22 protein-coding genes are annotated in these 17,976 nt (G+C 36.6%); 8 read left to right on the top strand and 14 right to left on the bottom strand.

From position 1 onward, the window contains the following. Positions 1-9: 9 nt before the first annotated feature. The 4 genes from ftsY to rpmB form a co-directional block, all read right to left on the bottom strand. Positions 10-972 carry a signal recognition particle-docking protein FtsY gene (gene ftsY, locus ACF3OC_RS00190; protein WP_094258635.1) on the bottom strand — a complete coding sequence of 321 codons (963 nt, stop codon included), beginning with the start codon at positions 970-972 and terminating at the stop codon, positions 10-12. 143 nt (positions 973-1,115) lie between these two features. Continuing rightward, positions 1,116-1,277 (bottom strand): DUF4295 domain-containing protein, encoded by a 162-nt coding sequence (locus tag ACF3OC_RS00185; protein ID WP_094258636.1) that lies wholly within the window; start codon positions 1,275-1,277, stop codon positions 1,116-1,118. Between the two features lie 42 nt (positions 1,278-1,319). Next, positions 1,320-1,502: a 50S ribosomal protein L33 gene (rpmG, locus tag ACF3OC_RS00180; protein ID WP_002998409.1), complete on the bottom strand. Its 183-nt coding sequence runs from the start codon at positions 1,500-1,502 to the stop codon at positions 1,320-1,322. 72 nt (positions 1,503-1,574) lie between these two features. Next, complete coding sequence (rpmB, locus tag ACF3OC_RS00175) at positions 1,575-1,808, bottom strand: 50S ribosomal protein L28 (protein ID WP_094258637.1); 234 nt, start codon at positions 1,806-1,808, stop codon at positions 1,575-1,577. A 204-nt stretch (positions 1,809-2,012) separates the two neighbouring features. Here rpmB and ACF3OC_RS00170 point away from each other — a divergent pair, with 204 nt between their 5' ends. Together ACF3OC_RS00170 and recO are read left to right on the top strand one after the other, a co-directional pair. Beyond that, entirely contained in the window at positions 2,013-2,237 is a 225-nt protein-coding gene (locus tag ACF3OC_RS00170) for a hypothetical protein (RefSeq protein ID WP_094281218.1), read from the top strand. Positions 2,238-2,248: 11 nt separating this feature from the next. After that, positions 2,249-2,968: a DNA repair protein RecO gene (recO, locus tag ACF3OC_RS00165; protein WP_094281216.1), complete on the top strand. Its 720-nt coding sequence runs from the start codon at positions 2,249-2,251 to the stop codon at positions 2,966-2,968. A 137-nt stretch (positions 2,969-3,105) separates the two neighbouring features. On the opposite strand, the gene ACF3OC_RS00160 is transcribed toward recO, so the two are convergent. Beyond that, positions 3,106-3,297: a cold-shock protein gene (locus ACF3OC_RS00160; RefSeq protein ID WP_093100014.1), complete on the bottom strand. Its 192-nt coding sequence runs from the start codon at positions 3,295-3,297 to the stop codon at positions 3,106-3,108. Between the two features lie 158 nt (positions 3,298-3,455). Between ACF3OC_RS00160 and ACF3OC_RS00155 the strand changes: the two genes are divergently transcribed. The 5 genes from ACF3OC_RS00155 to gcvT all read left to right on the top strand — a co-directional run bounded on the left by ACF3OC_RS00155 (position 3,456) and on the right by gcvT (position 6,965). Continuing rightward, the gene (locus ACF3OC_RS00155) at positions 3,456-4,175 is read left to right on the top strand and encodes an SIMPL domain-containing protein (RefSeq protein WP_094258640.1); all 720 of its coding nucleotides are present in this window, start codon (positions 3,456-3,458) and stop codon (positions 4,173-4,175) included. A 2-nt stretch (positions 4,176-4,177) separates the two neighbouring features. After that, positions 4,178-4,657: a DUF4112 domain-containing protein gene (locus ACF3OC_RS00150; RefSeq protein WP_094258641.1), complete on the top strand. Its 480-nt coding sequence runs from the start codon at positions 4,178-4,180 to the stop codon at positions 4,655-4,657. A gap of 34 nt (positions 4,658-4,691) precedes the next feature. Then, on the top strand, positions 4,692-5,057 hold the full coding sequence (locus tag ACF3OC_RS00145; protein ID WP_094258642.1) for a DUF4359 domain-containing protein: 366 nt from the start codon (positions 4,692-4,694) through the stop codon (positions 5,055-5,057). Between the two features lie 3 nt (positions 5,058-5,060). Next, complete coding sequence (locus ACF3OC_RS00140; protein WP_094281212.1) at positions 5,061-5,747, top strand: pseudouridine synthase; 687 nt, start codon at positions 5,061-5,063, stop codon at positions 5,745-5,747. Between the two features lie 138 nt (positions 5,748-5,885). Beyond that, the gene (gcvT, locus tag ACF3OC_RS00135; protein ID WP_392470616.1) at positions 5,886-6,965 is read left to right on the top strand and encodes a glycine cleavage system aminomethyltransferase GcvT; all 1,080 of its coding nucleotides are present in this window, start codon (positions 5,886-5,888) and stop codon (positions 6,963-6,965) included. A 40-nt stretch (positions 6,966-7,005) separates the two neighbouring features. Here the strand turns inward: gcvT and ACF3OC_RS00130 are convergent, their stop codons facing one another. The 3 genes from ACF3OC_RS00130 to ACF3OC_RS00120 all read right to left on the bottom strand — a co-directional run bounded on the left by ACF3OC_RS00130 (position 7,006) and on the right by ACF3OC_RS00120 (position 9,527). Continuing rightward, positions 7,006-7,254, bottom strand: coding sequence for a DUF6358 family protein (locus ACF3OC_RS00130; RefSeq protein ID WP_094258645.1), 249 nt, complete (start codon positions 7,252-7,254; stop codon positions 7,006-7,008). A gap of 335 nt (positions 7,255-7,589) precedes the next feature. Then, positions 7,590-9,014: a Glu/Leu/Phe/Val dehydrogenase gene (locus ACF3OC_RS00125; RefSeq protein ID WP_094281206.1), complete on the bottom strand. Its 1,425-nt coding sequence runs from the start codon at positions 9,012-9,014 to the stop codon at positions 7,590-7,592. Between the two features lie 198 nt (positions 9,015-9,212). After that, on the bottom strand, positions 9,213-9,527 hold the full coding sequence (locus ACF3OC_RS00120; RefSeq protein WP_094258648.1) for a rhodanese-like domain-containing protein: 315 nt from the start codon (positions 9,525-9,527) through the stop codon (positions 9,213-9,215). A 92-nt stretch (positions 9,528-9,619) separates the two neighbouring features. On the opposite strand from ACF3OC_RS00120, the gene ACF3OC_RS00115 reads away from it, so the two are divergent. Further along, positions 9,620-10,927: a M28 family metallopeptidase gene (locus ACF3OC_RS00115; protein ID WP_094258649.1), complete on the top strand. Its 1,308-nt coding sequence runs from the start codon at positions 9,620-9,622 to the stop codon at positions 10,925-10,927. 27 nt (positions 10,928-10,954) lie between these two features. Here ACF3OC_RS00115 and ACF3OC_RS00110 read toward each other — a convergent pair whose 3' ends face one another. The 6 genes from ACF3OC_RS00110 to ACF3OC_RS00085 form a co-directional block, all read right to left on the bottom strand. Continuing rightward, entirely contained in the window at positions 10,955-11,437 is a 483-nt protein-coding gene (locus ACF3OC_RS00110) for a GNAT family N-acetyltransferase (protein WP_094281204.1), read from the bottom strand. Continuing rightward, positions 11,434-12,006, bottom strand: coding sequence for a hypothetical protein (locus ACF3OC_RS00105; RefSeq protein WP_392470612.1), 573 nt, complete (start codon positions 12,004-12,006; stop codon positions 11,434-11,436). Before ACF3OC_RS00105 ends, ACF3OC_RS00110 begins: the two co-directional genes overlap by 4 nt. A 2-nt stretch (positions 12,007-12,008) precedes the next feature. After that, positions 12,009-13,199, bottom strand: a complete 1,191-nt coding sequence (locus tag ACF3OC_RS00100; RefSeq protein ID WP_094281200.1) for a M20 family metallopeptidase — start codon at positions 13,197-13,199, stop codon at positions 12,009-12,011. Positions 13,200-13,211: 12 nt separating this feature from the next. Then, complete coding sequence (locus ACF3OC_RS00095) at positions 13,212-13,667, bottom strand: SPOR domain-containing protein (RefSeq protein ID WP_094258653.1); 456 nt, start codon at positions 13,665-13,667, stop codon at positions 13,212-13,214. A gap of 7 nt (positions 13,668-13,674) precedes the next feature. Continuing rightward, entirely contained in the window at positions 13,675-16,974 is a 3,300-nt protein-coding gene (secA, locus tag ACF3OC_RS00090) for a preprotein translocase subunit SecA (RefSeq protein ID WP_094281198.1), read from the bottom strand. Between the two features lie 129 nt (positions 16,975-17,103). Then, positions 17,104-17,973, bottom strand: a complete 870-nt coding sequence (locus tag ACF3OC_RS00085; RefSeq protein WP_094281196.1) for a 1,4-dihydroxy-6-naphthoate synthase — start codon at positions 17,971-17,973, stop codon at positions 17,104-17,106. Positions 17,974-17,976: the final 3 nt, after the last annotated feature.

Genomic DNA, 17,976 nt, shown 5'->3' with positions numbered 1-17,976 from the left:
TGATGTAGACTATTTAAACAGGGAGTCTACAAACTCTTTTTTGTTAAACAACTGTAAATCACCGATCTTCTCTCCTACTCCAATATATTTTACAGGAATTTTAAATTGATCCGAAATCCCAATAACTACTCCGCCTTTTGCTGTACCATCTAATTTGGTCAGTGCCAAAGCATTTACATCTGTCGCCTGGGTAAATTGGGTTGCTTGCTCGATGGCGTTTTGTCCTGTAGAGGCATCCAAAACCAATAATATCTCATGTGGGGCATCAGGAATAACCTTTTGCATTACATTTTTAATCTTGGTTAATTCATTCATCAAGCCCACCTTATTATGAAGCCTTCCAGCAGTATCAATAATGGCTACATCATCTCCATTGGAAACTGCAGACTTTACGGTATCGAAAGCTACAGATGCAGGGTCTGAACCCATAGGCTGTGCAACAACACGAACTCCTACTCGTTCTCCCCATAACTGGATCTGATCAACCGCTGCTGCTCTAAATGTATCGGCAGCCCCCAAAACAACTTTATTGCCAGCTTCTTTTAGTTGATGAGCTAGTTTTCCAATCGTTGTGGTTTTTCCAACGCCATTAACACCTACAACCATAATTACATATGGTTTCTGATTCCCATACTCAAAGGATTCGAAATCGTTGCTGTTATTTTCAGCCAACAAACCTTGAATTTCATCCTTTAATAAGCGATTTAAATCATCTGTAGTTACATATTTATCCTGTGCAGCACGTTTCTGAATACGGTCAACAATCTTCAAGGTCGTCGTGACACCAACATCAGAGGTTACCAATACCTCTTCAAGATTATCCAAAACTTCGTCATCAATGGTAGACTTCCCTACTACTGCTTTGGTAATTTTGGAGAAAAAACCTTCTTTGGTTTTCTCTAAACCTTTGTCTAGTGCTTCTTGAGCCTCAGGCGTTTCTTGCTTCTTTTTAAAAAAATCAAATAATCCCATGATGGATATGTTATAGATGATGGATCAGAACTGTATCAAAGATACTTAAATACAGAATACTAAAAAAGCCCTTTTGGTGCTCCCAAAACGGCTAATTATAAGATTTTTAAAGAAAAACTTTAAAAAAAGGAATATCTAACTGCTTATTTTGAAGCCGCAGCAACAACCTCTTTTACTTTGTCATTGTGTACCATACTTTCTTTGAAAGTATAAGCGCCAGTTTTTGCAGATTTAGCTGTGATAATTACCTTAGTAAACTCTTTACCACCACCTTTTTGTAATGATGCAACTGCTTTCTTTGCCATGGTATAATATTTTTTAGATGAACCTAAAGGTTCATGTGTTTATTACTTAATTTCTTTGTGAACTGTTACTTTTCTCAATACTGGGTTGAATTTTTTCAATTCTAAACGCTCAGTTGTGTTCTTTTTGTTCTTTGTGGTAATGTAACGAGACATTCCTGGAAGACCACTTTCTTTGTGCTCAGTACATTCTAAGATTACTTGTACTCTATTTCCTTTTTTTGCCATTGCCTTACTTTATTTATACCCTCACGGGTGAATTTCATGATTCTATTTTCTGTTGATATAACAGGCTATCTATTAAATGTGACCTTTTTTAATAAATTTCTCGATAGATGCTGTAATACCGTTTTTATTAATCGTCTTAATAGCCGATGTAGATACTTTTAGAGTAATCCAACGATCCTCTTCAGGAATATAAAAACGTTTAGTCTGTAAATTAGGATAGAATTTACGTTTTGTTTTAACGTTCGAGTGAGATACGTTATTTCCTTTTAATGCCGTCTTGCCTGTTAAATCACAAATTCTTGACATGATATTCGATTTTTTATTGTTGTTCTAATTCAATTATCGTTCCTCAGAAACGAGTGTGCAAATATCTATATTTCTTTTGGGAAATACAATAATAAATATCGAAATATTTTAAAATGATGTAGGAAAGGGTCAGAAGTCAACAAAATTACTGTATTTTGCATTATTATTTATATCGAGGCTTACAATAGTTTTCAACAATTCACAATGAACAAGTTTTTAATACGAGGATTAGCTTTTACTTTGATCGGAATAGGCTGTATCTATTATGGGATCATCCTCATGAATGCCGAAAACAATTGGTACAAACTTTTGCTTACGGTCGGAGTCATTACATTTGGTGTCGGATTTATTACGTTAATTTATCGTTTATTTAGAAAAATTGATCGAAACACACTTCTGGACGAACGCAGAAACACAAATAAAAAATAGAGTAGAACCTGATGCTCCAACAAACCAAAGGGATTACTTTAAAAGTCACTAACTACTCCGAAAGTAGTGTCGTCGCTCAAATTTATACTGAAGCTTTAGGTTTACAGTCCTATCTAATCAATGGCGCTCGAAAACCTAAAGCCAAAATTCCATTTAATATTCTGCAACCATTTCATCTTTTGGAAATGGTGGTTTACAATAAAGAAAACAACAACCTCCAACGGATCAAAGAGGCTCAGCAGGTCCCGGTCCTCAAATCCATTCCATTAGATATAGTAAAAAGTTCAATAGCGATGTTCTTAAATGAAGTCCTATATAAGGTATTAAGACATCAGCATCCAGAACCGCAACTTTTCCATTTTCTAGAGAATGCAATAATATGGCTCGATGAAAGTCAAAGTGGTCTTGCAAATTATCATTTGGTATTCCTTGCAAAACTAAGTCACTATTTAGGATTCAAACCAATAGTTAGCAACTTGCCGTATTTTGATTTATTGGAAGGACAATTCGTAAAAACCCCTCCGGCTCACTTCCATATTATCCAGGAACCATACAGCACTACATTCAGAGAAATTTTACAAAGTAGCTTTTCAAATTGTAACAAAATAAAACTAAACAAGGCAGATCGCACGTATCTTTTGCAAAAACTAATTGATTACTACAGGCTTCATACTGAAAACTTTGGTCAAATAAATTCCCTCTATATTCTTGAGGAAATTTTTGGAAACTAGGCCTTTTTTACTGCTTATAATACAACCTGTTTTATTTTAAGCTTAGTAAACTATTGGCTCCAAAAACTTATCAAATAAAAAACCCGTTGAGATTATTCTCAACGGGTTTTCCACAATAAATATATTGAATCTAATTCTTAGATAAGTTTTACATTTACCGCGTTCAAGCCCTTACGACCTTGTTGTACTTCGTAAGAAACATGGTCGTTTTCACGAACTTTGTCTACTAATCCAGAAACGTGAACGAAAATTTCACTCTCTCCAGAATTTGGAATGATGAAGCCGAAACCTTTGGCTTCATTAAAGAATTTTACTACTCCTTCTTGCATAATAATTACTATTGTTTTTTTAAAGGTATCATTATTTTTTGAATACCAATTAAATTTAATCGTTAAATGTAGTAAACATTTCTGAATATTTTACTGCTTATTTTTTCTATCGATAATTTGGAAAGGTTTTTGCCATAAACAATTTATTTAAAAAGATTATGAAAAAATTAATTGCACTATTAGCGGTAGTAGGTCTTGTGACCTCTCTAAACGCTCAAACTATGAATATGGAAAACAGTAGAAGAGTAGCAACTCGTGGATACGCAGAAAAAGAAGTAACTCCGGATATTATTTATCTATCAATTTCTTTAAAAGAGTATTATCAGGATGGTAATACCAAGAAAAAGGTGGGTATTGATCAATTGGAAAAACAACTTTTCGATGCAGCTATGAAAAATGGCGTTAAAAAAGAAGACTTTACCGTTCAAAACATCTACAGCTATAATGCCGAAACAAAAAAGAAAAATAACGAACTACTTCAGGCTCGACAATATCGTATTAAGGTAACTGACCTTAAAAATTTAAACCCAATGTTAGAAGAAGTGGATTCAAAGGGTCTACAAAGCACTAATATTTCTGGTTATGATCATACTCAGAAAAAAGAAATCGAGAAAGAATTAAAAACAATCGCTGTTCGTGATGCAAGAACAAATGCTGAAATTTTAGCGGCTGCTGATGCAGAAAATGTTGGGAAAGTGATTGTAATAAATGATAATAGCAGCTTTAACTGGAACGATATCCTTCCTCAACCTCGTATGTATGCCATGTCCGCAAAAACAGCTAACGCTGAAATGGCCAGTGACGAACAAGGTTTGGATATTGAAGTTAAACCTATAAAACTTACTTGTAATATAGAAGCTGTATTCGAGTTAAAATAAAAATGACAAAAGAACATTCTTATAAGCTAGAAAAAATTGATAAGGATTTCCAATGGGTAAAACGACTATCTGTACTTATGGATAGTCGTTTCCGCATTGGAAACTTCCGATTTGGATTAGATCCCATCTTAAACTTTATCCCTTTTGGTGGCCAAATCGCAACATTTATTATTTCATTGGTCCTTGTTTCAGTGATGTATCGCAACGGAGCTAGCAGCAAAGTCGCTGTAAAAATGTTGATGAATGTGACTTGGGATGCTTTATTGGGATCAATTCCTTTATTTGGAAATATCTTCGACTTCTTCAATAAGGCTAATGAAAAGAACATAAAACTATTAAGAGAGCATTATTACGATGATAAGCATCAAGGAAGCGCAAAAAACATTCTCATCGCACTTGGAGTCGGCATTTTCATAACTATCGTTCTATTTATTTACGCGATGTATGCCTTAACCATTTGGCTATTTGGATTGATATTTTAGCTCTTTCTACCTAAAATAAACTATTTTTGCAGCTATGAGTAAAACAAGAATATTTGCCTTATTGGGAGTAATAATACTCTTAGCAGCTGTATTTACTAATCCATCCAAGGAAAAGATAAATGACAAACTAACTCTGAAGGCAAAGGAAATCCTGAAAAAGCAAATGGACTATAAGCATCAGGATGCTGTTGATTTTGGAATGATGCTGATAGGAGACCAGGTAGTCAATGAATTTGTCAATAATTACACTTACACCGAAAATTACTATATCTTCTCTTTGACCAGAATTAACTGGAACAGTGAGAAAGTAATCATTGGTGGGGGAGCTTTTGGTCAGGTTTGGATCAGTTCTAAAATTGATGAAAAGGCTGGAATGTTGATTGATGCATTAAAAAAATAACAAATGCTCGAAATTATTTTTGAAGATGAGGATTTAATAGCCATTAATAAACCTCATGGCTTATTGGTTCATAAGTCTTCTATCGCTGCCGACACATCTGAATTTGCCCTTCAATTATTAAGAGATCAAATTGGCAAAAAGGTTTATCCAGCACATCGCCTAGACCGTAAAACAGCAGGAGTACTTTTATTTTCTCTAAATAAGGAAATGGATAGTGCTATCCAAACGGCATTTTCACAAAATCTCATTAAAAAAGAATATTTGGCGGTACTAAGGGGCCATACTGAACCTGAAGGAACGATTGATTATCCGCTGAAAAAAGAGAATGGAACAATTCAAGAAGCTTTAACCCACTATAAAACCTTGGCGCAAACTGAAATTGACCTTCCTTTTGGAAAATTTCAGACTTCAAGATATTCATTAGTGCTTGCAGAACCCCAAACAGGAAGAATGCATCAATTGCGAAGACATTTCGCCCACATCTTTCACCCAATAATAGGGGATAGGCCGCATGGTTGTAATAAACAAAACAAGCTTTGGAAAGACACTTTCGAGCATGACACCATGCTGCTCCATGCCAAAAAAATACAATTCAAACACCCAATAAATCAACAAGATATCATTATTGAAGCCAATATTCAACCCGAATTCCAAAGAGCATTGGATTTACTGAATATCGATTCATTTTAACTTCAATCTCCTCTTGAGATTCGGTCATTTCTAATCCTATTTTACCCTTCTATACTAAACAAGGAAATACTTTATACTAAATACTATTTCCACGTTAATTTTCCTATTTTTGTATCAATTAAAAATCATTAATTAAATATGAAAAAAACTGCGTTAACAGACGTTCATATCGCTTTAGGTGCGAAAATGGTTACTTTCGCCGGATTTAATATGCCAGTACAATATTCTGGTATCAACGACGAACACGAAACGGTGCGTACCGCTGTAGGGATGTTCGACGTAAGTCATATGGGTGAATTCATCTTAAAAGGTGAAAAAGCTCTAGATCTAATCCAAAAAGTATCTTCTAATGATGCCTCTAAATTATATGATGGCAAAGTTCAATATGGATACCTTCCTAATGAAAATGGTGGTATTGTAGATGACTTTTTGACCTATAAAATTGATGACAAAACCTATTTATTGGTTGTAAATGCGTCCAATATCGATAAAGATTGGAACTGGATCAGCAAATTCAACAGCGAAGGCGTTGAAATGAAAAACATTTCTGATGAAACTTCTTTGTTTGCTGTTCAAGGACCTAAAGCTGCTGATGCACTTCAAAAACTTACTGATATCGATTTGGCACCAATGGAATACTATTCTTTCCAAAAAGGAGTATTTGCGGGTGTAGATAACGTTTTGGTATCTGCAACTGGATATACTGGAGCTGGTGGATTCGAAATCTATGTAGCAAATGAAGATGCTGAAAAAGTATGGAACGCAATCATGGATGCTGGAAAAGAATACGGAATTAAACCAATAGGTCTTGGTGCAAGGGATACTCTACGCCTTGAAATGGGTTTCTGTCTTTACGGAAATGATATAGATGATAATACGTCTCCTTTAGCAGCTGGACTTGGATGGGTAACTAAATTCACTAAGGATTTTGTTAACTCTGATAACTTGAAAGCTGAAAAAGAAAAAGGTGTTTCTCGAAAATTAGTTGGTTTTGAAATAATTGACAGAGGTATTCCTCGTCATGATTATGAAATTGTAGATGCAGATGGAAACAAAATTGGCCGTGTAACTTCTGGTACACAGTCGCCTTCATTGAAAAAATCAATTGGTTTAGGATATGTAGATACAGCATTTGCGAAAGAAGGAACGGAGATTTTTATCTCTATCCGTAACCAACCTATCAAAGCTATCGTTAAAAAACCTCCTTTTGTAAAATAAGGACTCGGTTTCAAATTATAAGACAAAAGAAAAAGGGCTATTATTTAGCCCTTTTCTTTTGTTTCTTCATTTCTTGTTGTGCTAATCTAGCTTTCTCTTCCTGCTTGGCTCTTACATCTCGATTAACTTGCTTCAATAAAACAACCTTCAGATAAATCAAGACCACTAATAAAGCGACCGATATCCCTAAATATAATAATTGTCCACTGTTATAACCTGCCCAAGCACTTAATACCAAAAATACAATTCCTAGATTAAGCAGTAAATTCAATATAAATTTCTTCGTCATTTCTTCTTTATTTCTTTATATCCTGTCACTTTTTCCCGAAGGAAATAAAAATACACTATTCCCGCTAAAATATTGCCTAAAATAATGAATAACACAATCATTAATCTTTCGCCATTGGAAATCCTAACTGATTTCATAACCTCTAATAACACTAAAACAACCCAAATCAAGGATAATAGCGCCGATATACTTAATAGGATAGGAGCGAAGCCTATTTTCAACAAAAAAAGACAGATAGAAAGTATATAAAAAGTCAGACTAAATAGGAATGCCTGTTTAGTCTGATGGAATAATTTATTCATAAAACAAAGTTAAGGATAAAATCCCTACCAGCTTTATGGGAAGATGCCTAATTCTTTGTAAGATTCTCCAACCTTGTTAATCGCACAAATAAAGGCTGCTGTTCTTAAATCTTCAACCCCTTCCATGCTTTTCCAAATCTGATGAATCTCGTGGTATGAACCTATCATCGTGTCTTCTAATCCAGAATATACTAAATCAACTTCATCTGGACCACGTAATATAATCTTGCGTTCTAATTTGGAAACTTTCTGGTTTGTCATCGATTCGATGATATTCAAAATCTCAGCATACATGTTCTCGCTGAATCTCTTTTCTAAACGACCATAACGAACGTGGCTTAAATTCTTTAACCATTCAAAATATGAAACAGTCACCCCTCCAGCATTCAAATAAATATCAGGAATAACCAATTTACCTTTGCGGTTGAAAACCTCATCTGCTTCTGGGGTCAATGGCCCATTTGCAGCCTCTCCGATGATTTGGGCTTGAATTCTTTCTGCATTATCACCGTTGATTACAGATTCTAAAGCCGCAGGAATCAAAATATCACATGGATATTCCAAACCTTTCGATGAATCTTCAATATTTGTTGCTCCTGGAAAATTTAAAATGGAACCTGTCGTTTTTCTATGGGCAACAACTTCCTCTAAATCTAATCCGGCTTCATTATAAATCGCGCCTTCATATTCAATTAAACCGACCAAGATGCAACCTGCTTCTTGAAAATATTTTGCCGCGTGATAACCTACGTTTCCTAATCCTTGAACAATAACCCTTTTCCCTTCTACTCCGACAGTAAGGCCTAGTTTAGCCATGTCTTCTTCGATTTTACAAGCCTCCTTCACACCAAAAAACACTCCTAAACCAGTCGCTTCCGTTCTTCCTCGAACCCCACCTTGTGATACGGGCTTTCCTGTAACACATGCTTGAGCGTTAATCTCATTCGGGTTCAAAGTGGTATAGGTATCAACGATCCAGCTCATTTCACGAGCGCCAGTTCCATAATCTGGTGCTGGCACATCCGTCCCTGGACCAATGAAATTCTTTTTGACTAATTCTGTAGTGTATCTCCGCGTTATTTTCTCTAATTCATATTCACTATACTTCTTCGCATCGATCTTTACACCACCTTTTGCTCCACCAAATGGAACATTCACAATAGCACACTTGAAAGTCATTAATGACGCCAATGCCATAACCTCATCCTGATCAACCTCCATACTAAAGCGAATACCACCTTTACAGGGTAGTTTATGATGTGAATGTTGAACACGGTAAGCTTCTATTACCTCAACATTATCACCTATCTTAACTGGAAACCTAACACGTAAAATAGAATTACATGCCTTTATTTGTTCGAGGATACCAGAAGAAAATTTTGTGAATTTGGCCGCTTTGTCAAAGTTACGACCCACTCCTTGAAAGAAGCTGTAAGTTGTGTTGGATTGATTTGACATAAATTATGTTTTTGTTTATTCTTGGAATAATACTATAAAGTTACTGCTTTTATAATTTTAATAATACTCAATAGATTAAAAACATAATTTTTAAATAAATAATAAGGATAACGACTAAAAATTGTTATTTAAGCAATAAATTGCCCTAAAAATAAAAAGCTCAAGGTAACCTTGAGCTTTTTATTGATTTGCTGTTTCTTAATATACATCCATCTCCGGATCAAACGCATCTTTCCAGGCCAAAATTCCGCCTTGCAGGTTGGATAAATTCGAAAATCCTTCCTGTTCTAATAGCATAACCGCCTGTGCGCTACGCTTTCCTGAACGACAATGGATAACAACTGGAATATCTCTTGAAATCTTATCCGATTCGATAACAACTCCTGATAATGGAATGTTTACCCCATTTAGATTAGATACTTCATATTCGAAAGGTTCACGAACGTCGATTAATTGAAACTCAACATTGTGATCCATCATGTCCTTTAATTCTTGAACGCTAATTTCTTTCATAGTAAGCTTTTTATCAAATATAAAAAAATTAGCATCAAACGCCCTGCCAATACTATAGAATTTTTATTAATTTCATTGCAAACATTTTTTTCATGAGAAAACAACTCTTAGCTCTCTTATCTTTAACCATTTTCCTTAATATTTGCCTTGCGCAGGAAAAGCAGATAACAAGCACTGAAAACATTTCTAGAATCTTGAATACCCTCGCATCGGATGATATGAGAGGCCGTTCGGCATTAAACTTAAATGACATCGCTAATGCAGCTGATTTTATCGCCGCAGAATTTAAAGAAATAGGACTTAAACCATATATCGGAAATAATTTTCGCCAATCCTTTCTGGTCAATCGCTCTAACGTTTCTCAACAGAGCGTAATACTAGGTGATAAAAAATTGAATGATGATGAGTTTTTAATTGTAGGCAAGTTAAACGAACCTATTACCCAAAAATCATCTGGCTATGAAAACATTAAAATTAGTGCTGAAGATGATTTCTCACAAAAATTCCGTGAAATAGTTCAGCAGAATCCTAACAAAGCAATCATTCAGGTTGATAAAAAACATGCTCCCTTTTTGGCAAGATTCAAAAAAATTTACAACCGAGAGAGTGTTGTAATCAAAGGACAGGAAAAAAAGGAGTCTGCACCTAAAATCTTTATAGTAGCAGATGAAATACCAAAAAACCAAGAAATCAAACAGACCATTAAATCAGAAGAGTTTGAAATGTTTAATGTCGCGGCTGTTCTTCCAGGAAAATCTAAGCCTGATGAATATGTAGTAATTTCTTGTCATTACGACCATATCGGCATCTTGCCAGCAGTCGAAGGTGATTCAATTGCGAATGGAGCTGATGACGATGCCTCCGGTACAACGGCAATGATCGAATTAGCAAGATACTACAAGAAGTTAAACAACAATGAACGGACCATCATCTTTGTCGCTTTCACAGCGGAAGAAATTGGAATGTTTGGTTCGAAATACTTTTCCAACAATATCGATCCTGAAAAAGTTGTGGCAATGATAAATATTGAAATGATTGGAAAGGACTCTAAATTTGGTCCCAATAGTCTTTACATTACAGGCTATAAGGCTTCTAACCTTGGACAATTAATGCAGGAAAACCTGAAAGGCTCTGAATTCACTTTCCATCCAGATCCATATACTACGCAAAATCTATTCTACCGCAGCGATAATGCTGTATTAGCAGCATTAGGAGTGCCAGCACATACATTCTCAACATCTCAAATTGATAAAGACCAATATTATCACACGGTGAAGGATGAAGTAAGTACACTAGACATAAACAATATTAAATCCAGCATAGAAGCAATTGCAACCGGTGCAATCGGAATCATCAATGGAACACAAACCCCAAGCAGGGTCGAAAAATTAAGAGATTAAAAAATAAGGGCGTATTAAAATACGCCCTTAAATTTTTTTTCGCATGATATAATCATCCAGAATAAATTCATAATAAGGAATGTCGACCTCCTCAACAACCCTAAAACCTTGTTTTAAGTAAAAATGATAGGCATTATTACTTCGGTTGACATTTAATTCCAATTCGGATAATCCCTGTTTTCTCGCTTCATCTGCTGCAAAGTCAATTAAAAGTTTCCCAAAACCTTTTCCTTGTGTGTTTGGCAATAAATATATCTTCTCAATCCTCAATAAGTCTTCCTTCGGTTCCATTCCAATAAAGCCTACGGCCTCATCATCATTAAACAATAGGTAAAATATTGATTTGAGTGCCATAGAAGCTTGAATCGCCTCTACAGAATACATCCTTTCCAACATAAAATCTATTTGCTTCTTAGACAGGATTTCTTGATATGTAGGGTACCAGATTGAATGTGCAAGCTGTTGAATCAATTCTGCGTCTTCCTTATTGGCTTTAACAATCTTGATCATAGCTCTTCAGTGATAATAAAAAAATTCTCTTGATTAGGTATAGTAACGAATCCATCTTGTAAAACAACATAACATTGGTCTCCTTTCAAGGATAGATTATGTTGTTCTGAGAACGGCTCCTTATGTTTTTCAATTTTCAAATTAAATCCCTCTGGCAACCATTTCTCATAACTCTTTAAAAACATGGTTTTCCCATTATAATTCAACAAATTGATATTGAAATCTGCTAAGTAGGAAATATAAGGATCTAATTGAATATCAGCGGTCAGGATATTGACAGCAAAGTTTTTCTTTTCTTTTAGGTAGGAAAATAAAGGTTCAATAAAATTATCCGAAAAGGGGACAAGCAACATGTTTTCTTCCAGGATGCCTTCCTCTAATCCTTGATTATCCAAAATTACATCAATTTTTATCTCGCGTGATTTAAGACCCTCATAATGTTCCGCCAGGGTAATAATGGTAGGACTCCATTCCAATAACTGATTAAGATACTCCTCATCCAAACAGTTTGGATGAGCAATAAACAGGGCCGGTTCTTGGTTTTCTCGAACGATATGATGAGAAGACATAATTATTCTCCTAAATAACGAACTGCAATATAGGACATCAAACCGATACTTGTTTGAAGTGCGGTTTCATCAATATCAAAAGTGTTCGTATGAACTGCTGAACTGATTCCTTTTGCTTGATTCCCTGTTCCCAATCGGTAGAAACAAGCATTTGTTTCTTGGGAATAATAGGCAAAATCTTCCGCAGCAGGCCATAAATCAAGCTCTAATACGTTATCTCCACCAAGGTACTCAACCGCATACGATCTGGCAGCTTCTGTTATCTTGGCTTCATTGATTAAGAATGGATAACCCTTTCTGATTTCAAAGTCACAGGTAGCCCCCATGCTTTCAGCAATCCCAACGGCCATCTTATGCATTCTAGCATGCGCATCTTCCCTCCAGTTCTCGTCAAAGGTCCTAAAGGTCCCTTCCAGATTAACCTCTTCAGGAATCACATTGGTAGCTCCATTTCCAATAATCTTACCCCAAGATAAAACTGTTGGAGTTCTAGGGTCTGCATTTCTACTTACAACTTGCTGTAATGCTGATATTATTTGTGCTGTAATAGCAATAGGATCTATATTTTGATGTGGCATTGCTCCATGTCCACCTTTCCCACGAATCGTCATAAACAATTCATCACAGGAAGCCATGTATTTTCCTGAACGAAAGCCAACCTTACCTGATTCAATAAATGGCATTACATGCTGTCCTACGATGCCCTGCGGCTCTGGATTCTGTAAAACCCCTTCTTTGATCATTAAGGATGCACCCCCAGGTAATCTTTCTTCTCCAGGCTGAAAAATAAGCTTTAAAGTACCGCCAAACTCAGCTTTCAATTCATTCAAGATCTTGGCCACCCCTAATAAGGACGAAGTGTGAACATCATGCCCACAAGCATGCATTACACCTATATTCTTAGAGCCATATGACCTTCCTTCTACTTCAGTAATAGGAAGTGCGTCCATATCGGCTCTTAATGCTAAGACCTTATCCGATGGCAATTCTCCCTTAATTAATGCAACAACACCCGTATTGGCCATGGACTCAAATGGAATACCCAAATCGGTCAATACCTGTTTGATAAAGGCTGAAGTATTATATTCTTCAAAGGAAAGTTCAGGGTTCTGATGTAGAAACCTTCTGTTGTTGACCGTATCTTGAAAATAAGATTGGGCTAATTCTTGAATTTTTTGTTTTGAAATTGGCATGTCGATCCCCTGCTATTGCCAGGTCCAGACGTCTTCAACAAAGACAAATACGTTCTTGTATCGACCGCGAAGTTGTCTCATATATTCCGTTGCTGCGGACCGGCTGGTAAAATCACCCACTTTGACCCTGTAGTTTGGTTCTACATAATCTAAATAAGCGTTAATTTCTGAATTTTGGCTCTGAAAGCTGCGCTGTACATTCTCAGCATCCCGACGGCTAGAACCAGAAAATATTTGAACCCTAAAACCACGAACCTTCACACGTGTGGCGCGTGACTTGTCAATGGTTTTAGGCTCCAAACTTACTACCTTACTGGTAGTTGGATTTAAAGCATAAAAAGAACGATATTCTTGCAAAAGACCAATTAATGAATCTTTCTCAACAATAACTTTGTTTTCTTGCGCATTTGAAACCTTTACCAAAGCAAAGAGAATCAAACAGCTTACTATAAATCCCTTGTATTTCATGTTTTTATTAACCTTGTTTTCCGTGACAGTTTTTATACTTCAACCCAGAACCACAAGGACATTCATCGTTTCTACCAATAACCTGATCATTACGGATAGGTTGGGTAATTTGAGGCTCTTGCGTATTCAAGTCTTCCTCTGATACTCCTGTTGGTGAACTTAACTCTTCTTTTGTCTCTTTAACTTTTACCTTCGGCGCTTCTGGGCGTGCTGCTTGAATGTTTTGAGGCTCTTGCTGCTGTCCTGGAATCTCGCCCTTGAACAAGAAACTTACAATATCCTTATTCATGCCAGCTAACATTGTCTTAAACAAATTGTAAGCCTCCATCTTATAGATAATGATCGGATCTTTCTGCTCGTAACGCGCGTTCTGTACAGATTGTTTTAAATCATCCATTTCGCGTAAATGCTCTTTCCATGCTTCGTCAATCAAAGCTAGAACAATACCTTTCTCAAATGATTTGAAAACTTCTTTACCCTTACTTTCTACAGCTTTTTGCAAATTTGTAGCAACTTGGATGCCACGAATTCCATCTGTAAAAGGAACTATGATATTTTCTATCATCGCACCACGCTCTGCAAGTACGTTTGTCAAAACTGGTAATGTCTGCTCAGCAATGTTCACAGCCTTACGGTGATAGTAATTAATAACCTGATCAAATAGCTTGTCAACTAATACTGGAGCAGGTTGATTCTTAAATTCTTCTTGTGAAATCTCTGGATTGATCGCAAATACGCGAATCACTTCGATTTGAAACTCATCAAATGAATTATCTTCTTTTGCCTCTAAAACAACATCTTCAACAACATCATAAATTGTATTGTTCAAATCTACGTCAAGACGCTCGCCAAATAATGCATTTTTACGTTTCGTATAGATTACTGTACGCTGAGAGTTCATCACATCATCGTACTCCAATAAATGCTTACGAGTACCAAAGTTGTTTTCCTCTACCTTACGCTGCGCACGTTCAATAGATTTAGTCAACATACCATGCTGCATTACCTCTCCGTCTTCAACACCCATTTTTACCATGAGGTTCGAAATACGCTCCGAAGCAAATAAACGCATCAATGGATCTTCTAATGAAACGAAGAATTGAGATGATCCCGGATCCCCTTGACGTCCCGCACGACCTCTTAACTGACGGTCAACACGACGAGACTCGTGACGCTCTGTACCAATAATCGCTAAACCACCCGCATTGATAACTTCGGATGTAAGCTTAATATCCGTACCACGACCCGCCATGTTGGTAGCAATAGTTACCTGACCTGGACGACCCGCTTCTGCAACAATATCAGCCTCCTTTTGGTGAAGCTTCGCGTTCAACACGTTGTGTTTTACACCACGTAACTTCAACATACGGCTTAATAATTCCGAGATCTCAACTGATGTGGTACCAACCAATACTGGTCGACCTTGCTCTGTCAATGTTTGAATCTCTTGTGCTACTGCATTATATTTCTCACGTGCCGTACGATAGATTAAATCCTGACGGTCATCACGTTGAATAGTCTTGTTTGTCGGAATTTCAACCACATCCAATTTGTAGATTTCCCAAAGCTCTCCAGCCTCTGTAGATGCTGTACCGGTCATCCCCGATAGCTTATGGTACATACGGAAGTAGTTCTGTAAAGTAATGGTAGCATAGGTTTGTGTAGCATCCTCTACTTTTACATTTTCTTTCGCCTCGATCGCTTGGTGTAACCCGTCAGAATAACGACGACCATCCATAATACGACCTGTTTGCTCATCAACAATCTTAACTTTACCCTCATCAACGATATATTGATCATCAATTTCAAATAGGGTATAAGCTTTCAATAATTGGTTGATAGAGTGAATACGCTCAGCCTTAACTGAATAATCACGCATTAACTCCTCTTTTTGCTGCGCCTTCTCTTCAACAGGCAAATCTGATTTTTCAATCTCAGCAATCTCAGTTCCTACATCTGGAAGGATGAAGAAATTCGGATCCTCACCAGTAGCAGTGATTAATTCAATCCCTTTTTCTGTAAGTTCTACCTGATTGTTTTTCTCATCAATTACAAAGAACAACTCTGCATCTGCCTTCGGCATATGACGGTTTTGCTCTTGCATATAGTAGTTTTCTACTTTTTGTAATATCTGACGGTGATTGCTTTCTGATAGATATTTAATTAATGCTTTGTTCTTAGGTAAACCACGGTAGGCACGGAACAATGCCAATCCTCCTTTTTCAGGATCTGTATCATTGTCAGCAATAGCTTTCTTTGCTTGGTTTAATACGGTATTGATATATGCTTTTTGAGCATTTACTAAGCGCTCAATCCTTGGTTTTAGTTGATAAAACTCATGTTGATCACCCATAGGAATTGGACCAGAGATAATTAATGGCGTACGAGCATCATCAATTAATACCGAATCCACCTCATCGATCATTGCAAAGTGCAATTTACGTTGAACCATGGATTCTTTTGTATTGGTCATGTTATCACGTAAATAATCGAAACCAAACTCATTGTTCGTACCATAAACGATATCGCACATGTAAGCTTGACGACGTTGTGGTGAGTTCGGTTGATATTTATCAATACAATCAACACTTAATCCGTGGAATTCAAAAATTGGCCCGTTCCACTCCGAGTCACGACGTGCTAAGTAATCATTCACCGTTACGATGTGAATTCCTTGACCCGCTAATGCGTTTAAGTATGTAGGCAATGTTCCAACTAAGGTTTTACCCTCACCTGTAGACATCTCAGCAATCTTTCCTTGGTGTAATACAATACCACCGATCAACTGAACATCATAGTGGACCATGTTCCAGGTTACTTCGGTGCCTGCTGCTGTCCAAGTGTTTTTCCAAACTGCTTTGTCGCCTTGGATGCTAACATTTGGCTTGCGAGCCGCAATTTCTCTGTCAAATTCTGAAGCGCTAACTTCAATTTCTTTATTTTCAGTAAATCGACGTGCCGTGTCTTTTACAACAGCAAAAGCTTCAGGCAATATTTCTAATAATACTTCCTCAAGCTTCTTGTCGCGATCTTTTGTCAATTTGTCAATCTTGTCATAGGTCGAAGTTTTTAACTCCATATCCTCAGTAGCTTCTGCTTCCTCCTTCAGACCATTGATCTCATTATCGATGTCTTGTAAATAGGTGCTAATCCTCTGTTTAAAATCTAAGGTCTTCGCACGTAATTCGTCATGCGTCAATCCAGATAATTTCTCGTATTCTTCCTTGATTTTATTAACTAATGGCTGTACACCCTTAACGTCTCTCTCGGATTTACTACCAAATAACTTGCTTAAAAACTTTAACATAATTTTCTATTTCTCAATTCGCATGTACAATAATGACTCCAATTACAATAAGCAGACATTTTGACATTAACCGGGCAAATTTAGTTATTAAGGTTGATAACTAATGCTTTCCCCATTCTTTTTTATCAATTATTTTTCTAAAAATATATTTTTATTCGTACTAGGCACTAGGTTTAATTCTTTTGCCTTTTCAAACATCTCCAAAATGGCCTTTTTCCCCTCTTCCCCAAGGTCTTCCGAATACTTGTTTACATATAATTCAATATGCTTATACATCACTGATTCCTCCATTTCCTGTGCATGTGAACGGATATATTCAATTCCTGATTTCGGATGTGAAAAACCAAACCGAACACTCTCAGCTATCAGTCTGTTTACCTTCTGCTTTACTTCCCTCGGTAATGACCTTTTTATCACTATTCCACCCAATGGAATCGCTGATCCTGTAGCTCTCTCCCAAAAATCCCCTAAATCTACAACCTTATGTAGGCCTTTTTCCATATAGGTAAACCTATTCTCATGAATGATTAACCCAACATCAATGTCCCCATCCAATAAGGATTGTTCAATCTCTGAAAAAACGAGGATCTCTTTGTTCTGCAAACTAGGAAAAGCTAAGCTTAATAAAAAATTTGCCGTTGTATATTTCCCGGGAATTCCAACTCTTAAATCCTTAAACTTATCTGGCATTTCTTTCCCTACATACCCAGCCAATTCCTCGGCCAATACTTTATCTCTGCATATCAGTAAAGGACCAACCCCAAACCCAAGCGCAGAACCCGCATCCAATAACTCATAATCCTCTAAGGCATAAGCAAATGCATGATAACTTAACTTCGTTATATCTAACTCTCCCCGAAAAGCCTTCGCATTCAAGGTCTCCACGTCATGGTATTCCACGTGAAACTGTAAGCCTTCACAATCTATTTTATTATGAATTAACGCGTCAAAAATAAACGTGTCATTCGGACAAGGAGAAAACCCTAATGTCAATTCCATCTT

This window comes from Sphingobacterium cellulitidis (genome assembly GCF_043187465.1).
Classification (GTDB): domain Bacteria; phylum Bacteroidota; class Bacteroidia; order Sphingobacteriales; family Sphingobacteriaceae; genus Sphingobacterium; species Sphingobacterium cellulitidis.
Note: the sequence above shows the minus strand (reverse complement) of the source record. Positions and strands in the feature narration are given on the sequence as shown.

Bases quoted from the DNA above. Each gene is read 5' to 3' on its own strand.
- ftsY (WP_094258635.1), bottom strand. From the start codon at position 972: ATGGGATTATTTGATTTTTTTAAAAAGAAGCAAGAAACGCCTGAGGCT.
- ACF3OC_RS00185 (WP_094258636.1), bottom strand. From the start codon at position 1,277: ATGGCAAAGAAAGCAGTTGCATCATTACAAAAAGGTGGTGGTAAAGAG.
- rpmG (WP_002998409.1), bottom strand. From the start codon at position 1,502: ATGGCAAAAAAAGGAAATAGAGTACAAGTAATCTTAGAATGTACTGAG.
- rpmB (WP_094258637.1), bottom strand. From the start codon at position 1,808: ATGTCAAGAATTTGTGATTTAACAGGCAAGACGGCATTAAAAGGAAAT.
- ACF3OC_RS00170 (WP_094281218.1), top strand. From the start codon at position 2,013: ATGAACAAGTTTTTAATACGAGGATTAGCTTTTACTTTGATCGGAATA.
- recO (WP_094281216.1), top strand. From the start codon at position 2,249: ATGCTCCAACAAACCAAAGGGATTACTTTAAAAGTCACTAACTACTCC.
- ACF3OC_RS00160 (WP_093100014.1), bottom strand. From the start codon at position 3,297: ATGCAAGAAGGAGTAGTAAAATTCTTTAATGAAGCCAAAGGTTTCGGC.
- ACF3OC_RS00155 (WP_094258640.1), top strand. From the start codon at position 3,456: ATGAAAAAATTAATTGCACTATTAGCGGTAGTAGGTCTTGTGACCTCT.
- ACF3OC_RS00150 (WP_094258641.1), top strand. From the start codon at position 4,178: ATGACAAAAGAACATTCTTATAAGCTAGAAAAAATTGATAAGGATTTC.
- ACF3OC_RS00145 (WP_094258642.1), top strand. From the start codon at position 4,692: ATGAGTAAAACAAGAATATTTGCCTTATTGGGAGTAATAATACTCTTA.
- ACF3OC_RS00140 (WP_094281212.1), top strand. From the start codon at position 5,061: ATGCTCGAAATTATTTTTGAAGATGAGGATTTAATAGCCATTAATAAA.
- gcvT (WP_392470616.1), top strand. From the start codon at position 5,886: ATGAAAAAAACTGCGTTAACAGACGTTCATATCGCTTTAGGTGCGAAA.
- ACF3OC_RS00130 (WP_094258645.1), bottom strand. From the start codon at position 7,254: ATGACGAAGAAATTTATATTGAATTTACTGCTTAATCTAGGAATTGTA.
- ACF3OC_RS00125 (WP_094281206.1), bottom strand. From the start codon at position 9,014: ATGTCAAATCAATCCAACACAACTTACAGCTTCTTTCAAGGAGTGGGT.
- ACF3OC_RS00120 (WP_094258648.1), bottom strand. From the start codon at position 9,527: ATGAAAGAAATTAGCGTTCAAGAATTAAAGGACATGATGGATCACAAT.
- ACF3OC_RS00115 (WP_094258649.1), top strand. From the start codon at position 9,620: ATGAGAAAACAACTCTTAGCTCTCTTATCTTTAACCATTTTCCTTAAT.
- ACF3OC_RS00110 (WP_094281204.1), bottom strand. From the start codon at position 11,437: ATGATCAAGATTGTTAAAGCCAATAAGGAAGACGCAGAATTGATTCAA.
- ACF3OC_RS00105 (WP_392470612.1), bottom strand. From the start codon at position 12,006: ATGTCTTCTCATCATATCGTTCGAGAAAACCAAGAACCGGCCCTGTTT.
- ACF3OC_RS00100 (WP_094281200.1), bottom strand. From the start codon at position 13,199: ATGCCAATTTCAAAACAAAAAATTCAAGAATTAGCCCAATCTTATTTT.
- ACF3OC_RS00095 (WP_094258653.1), bottom strand. From the start codon at position 13,667: ATGAAATACAAGGGATTTATAGTAAGCTGTTTGATTCTCTTTGCTTTG.
- secA (WP_094281198.1), bottom strand. From the start codon at position 16,974: ATGTTAAAGTTTTTAAGCAAGTTATTTGGTAGTAAATCCGAGAGAGAC.
- ACF3OC_RS00085 (WP_094281196.1), bottom strand. From the start codon at position 17,973: ATGGAATTGACATTAGGGTTTTCTCCTTGTCCGAATGACACGTTTATT.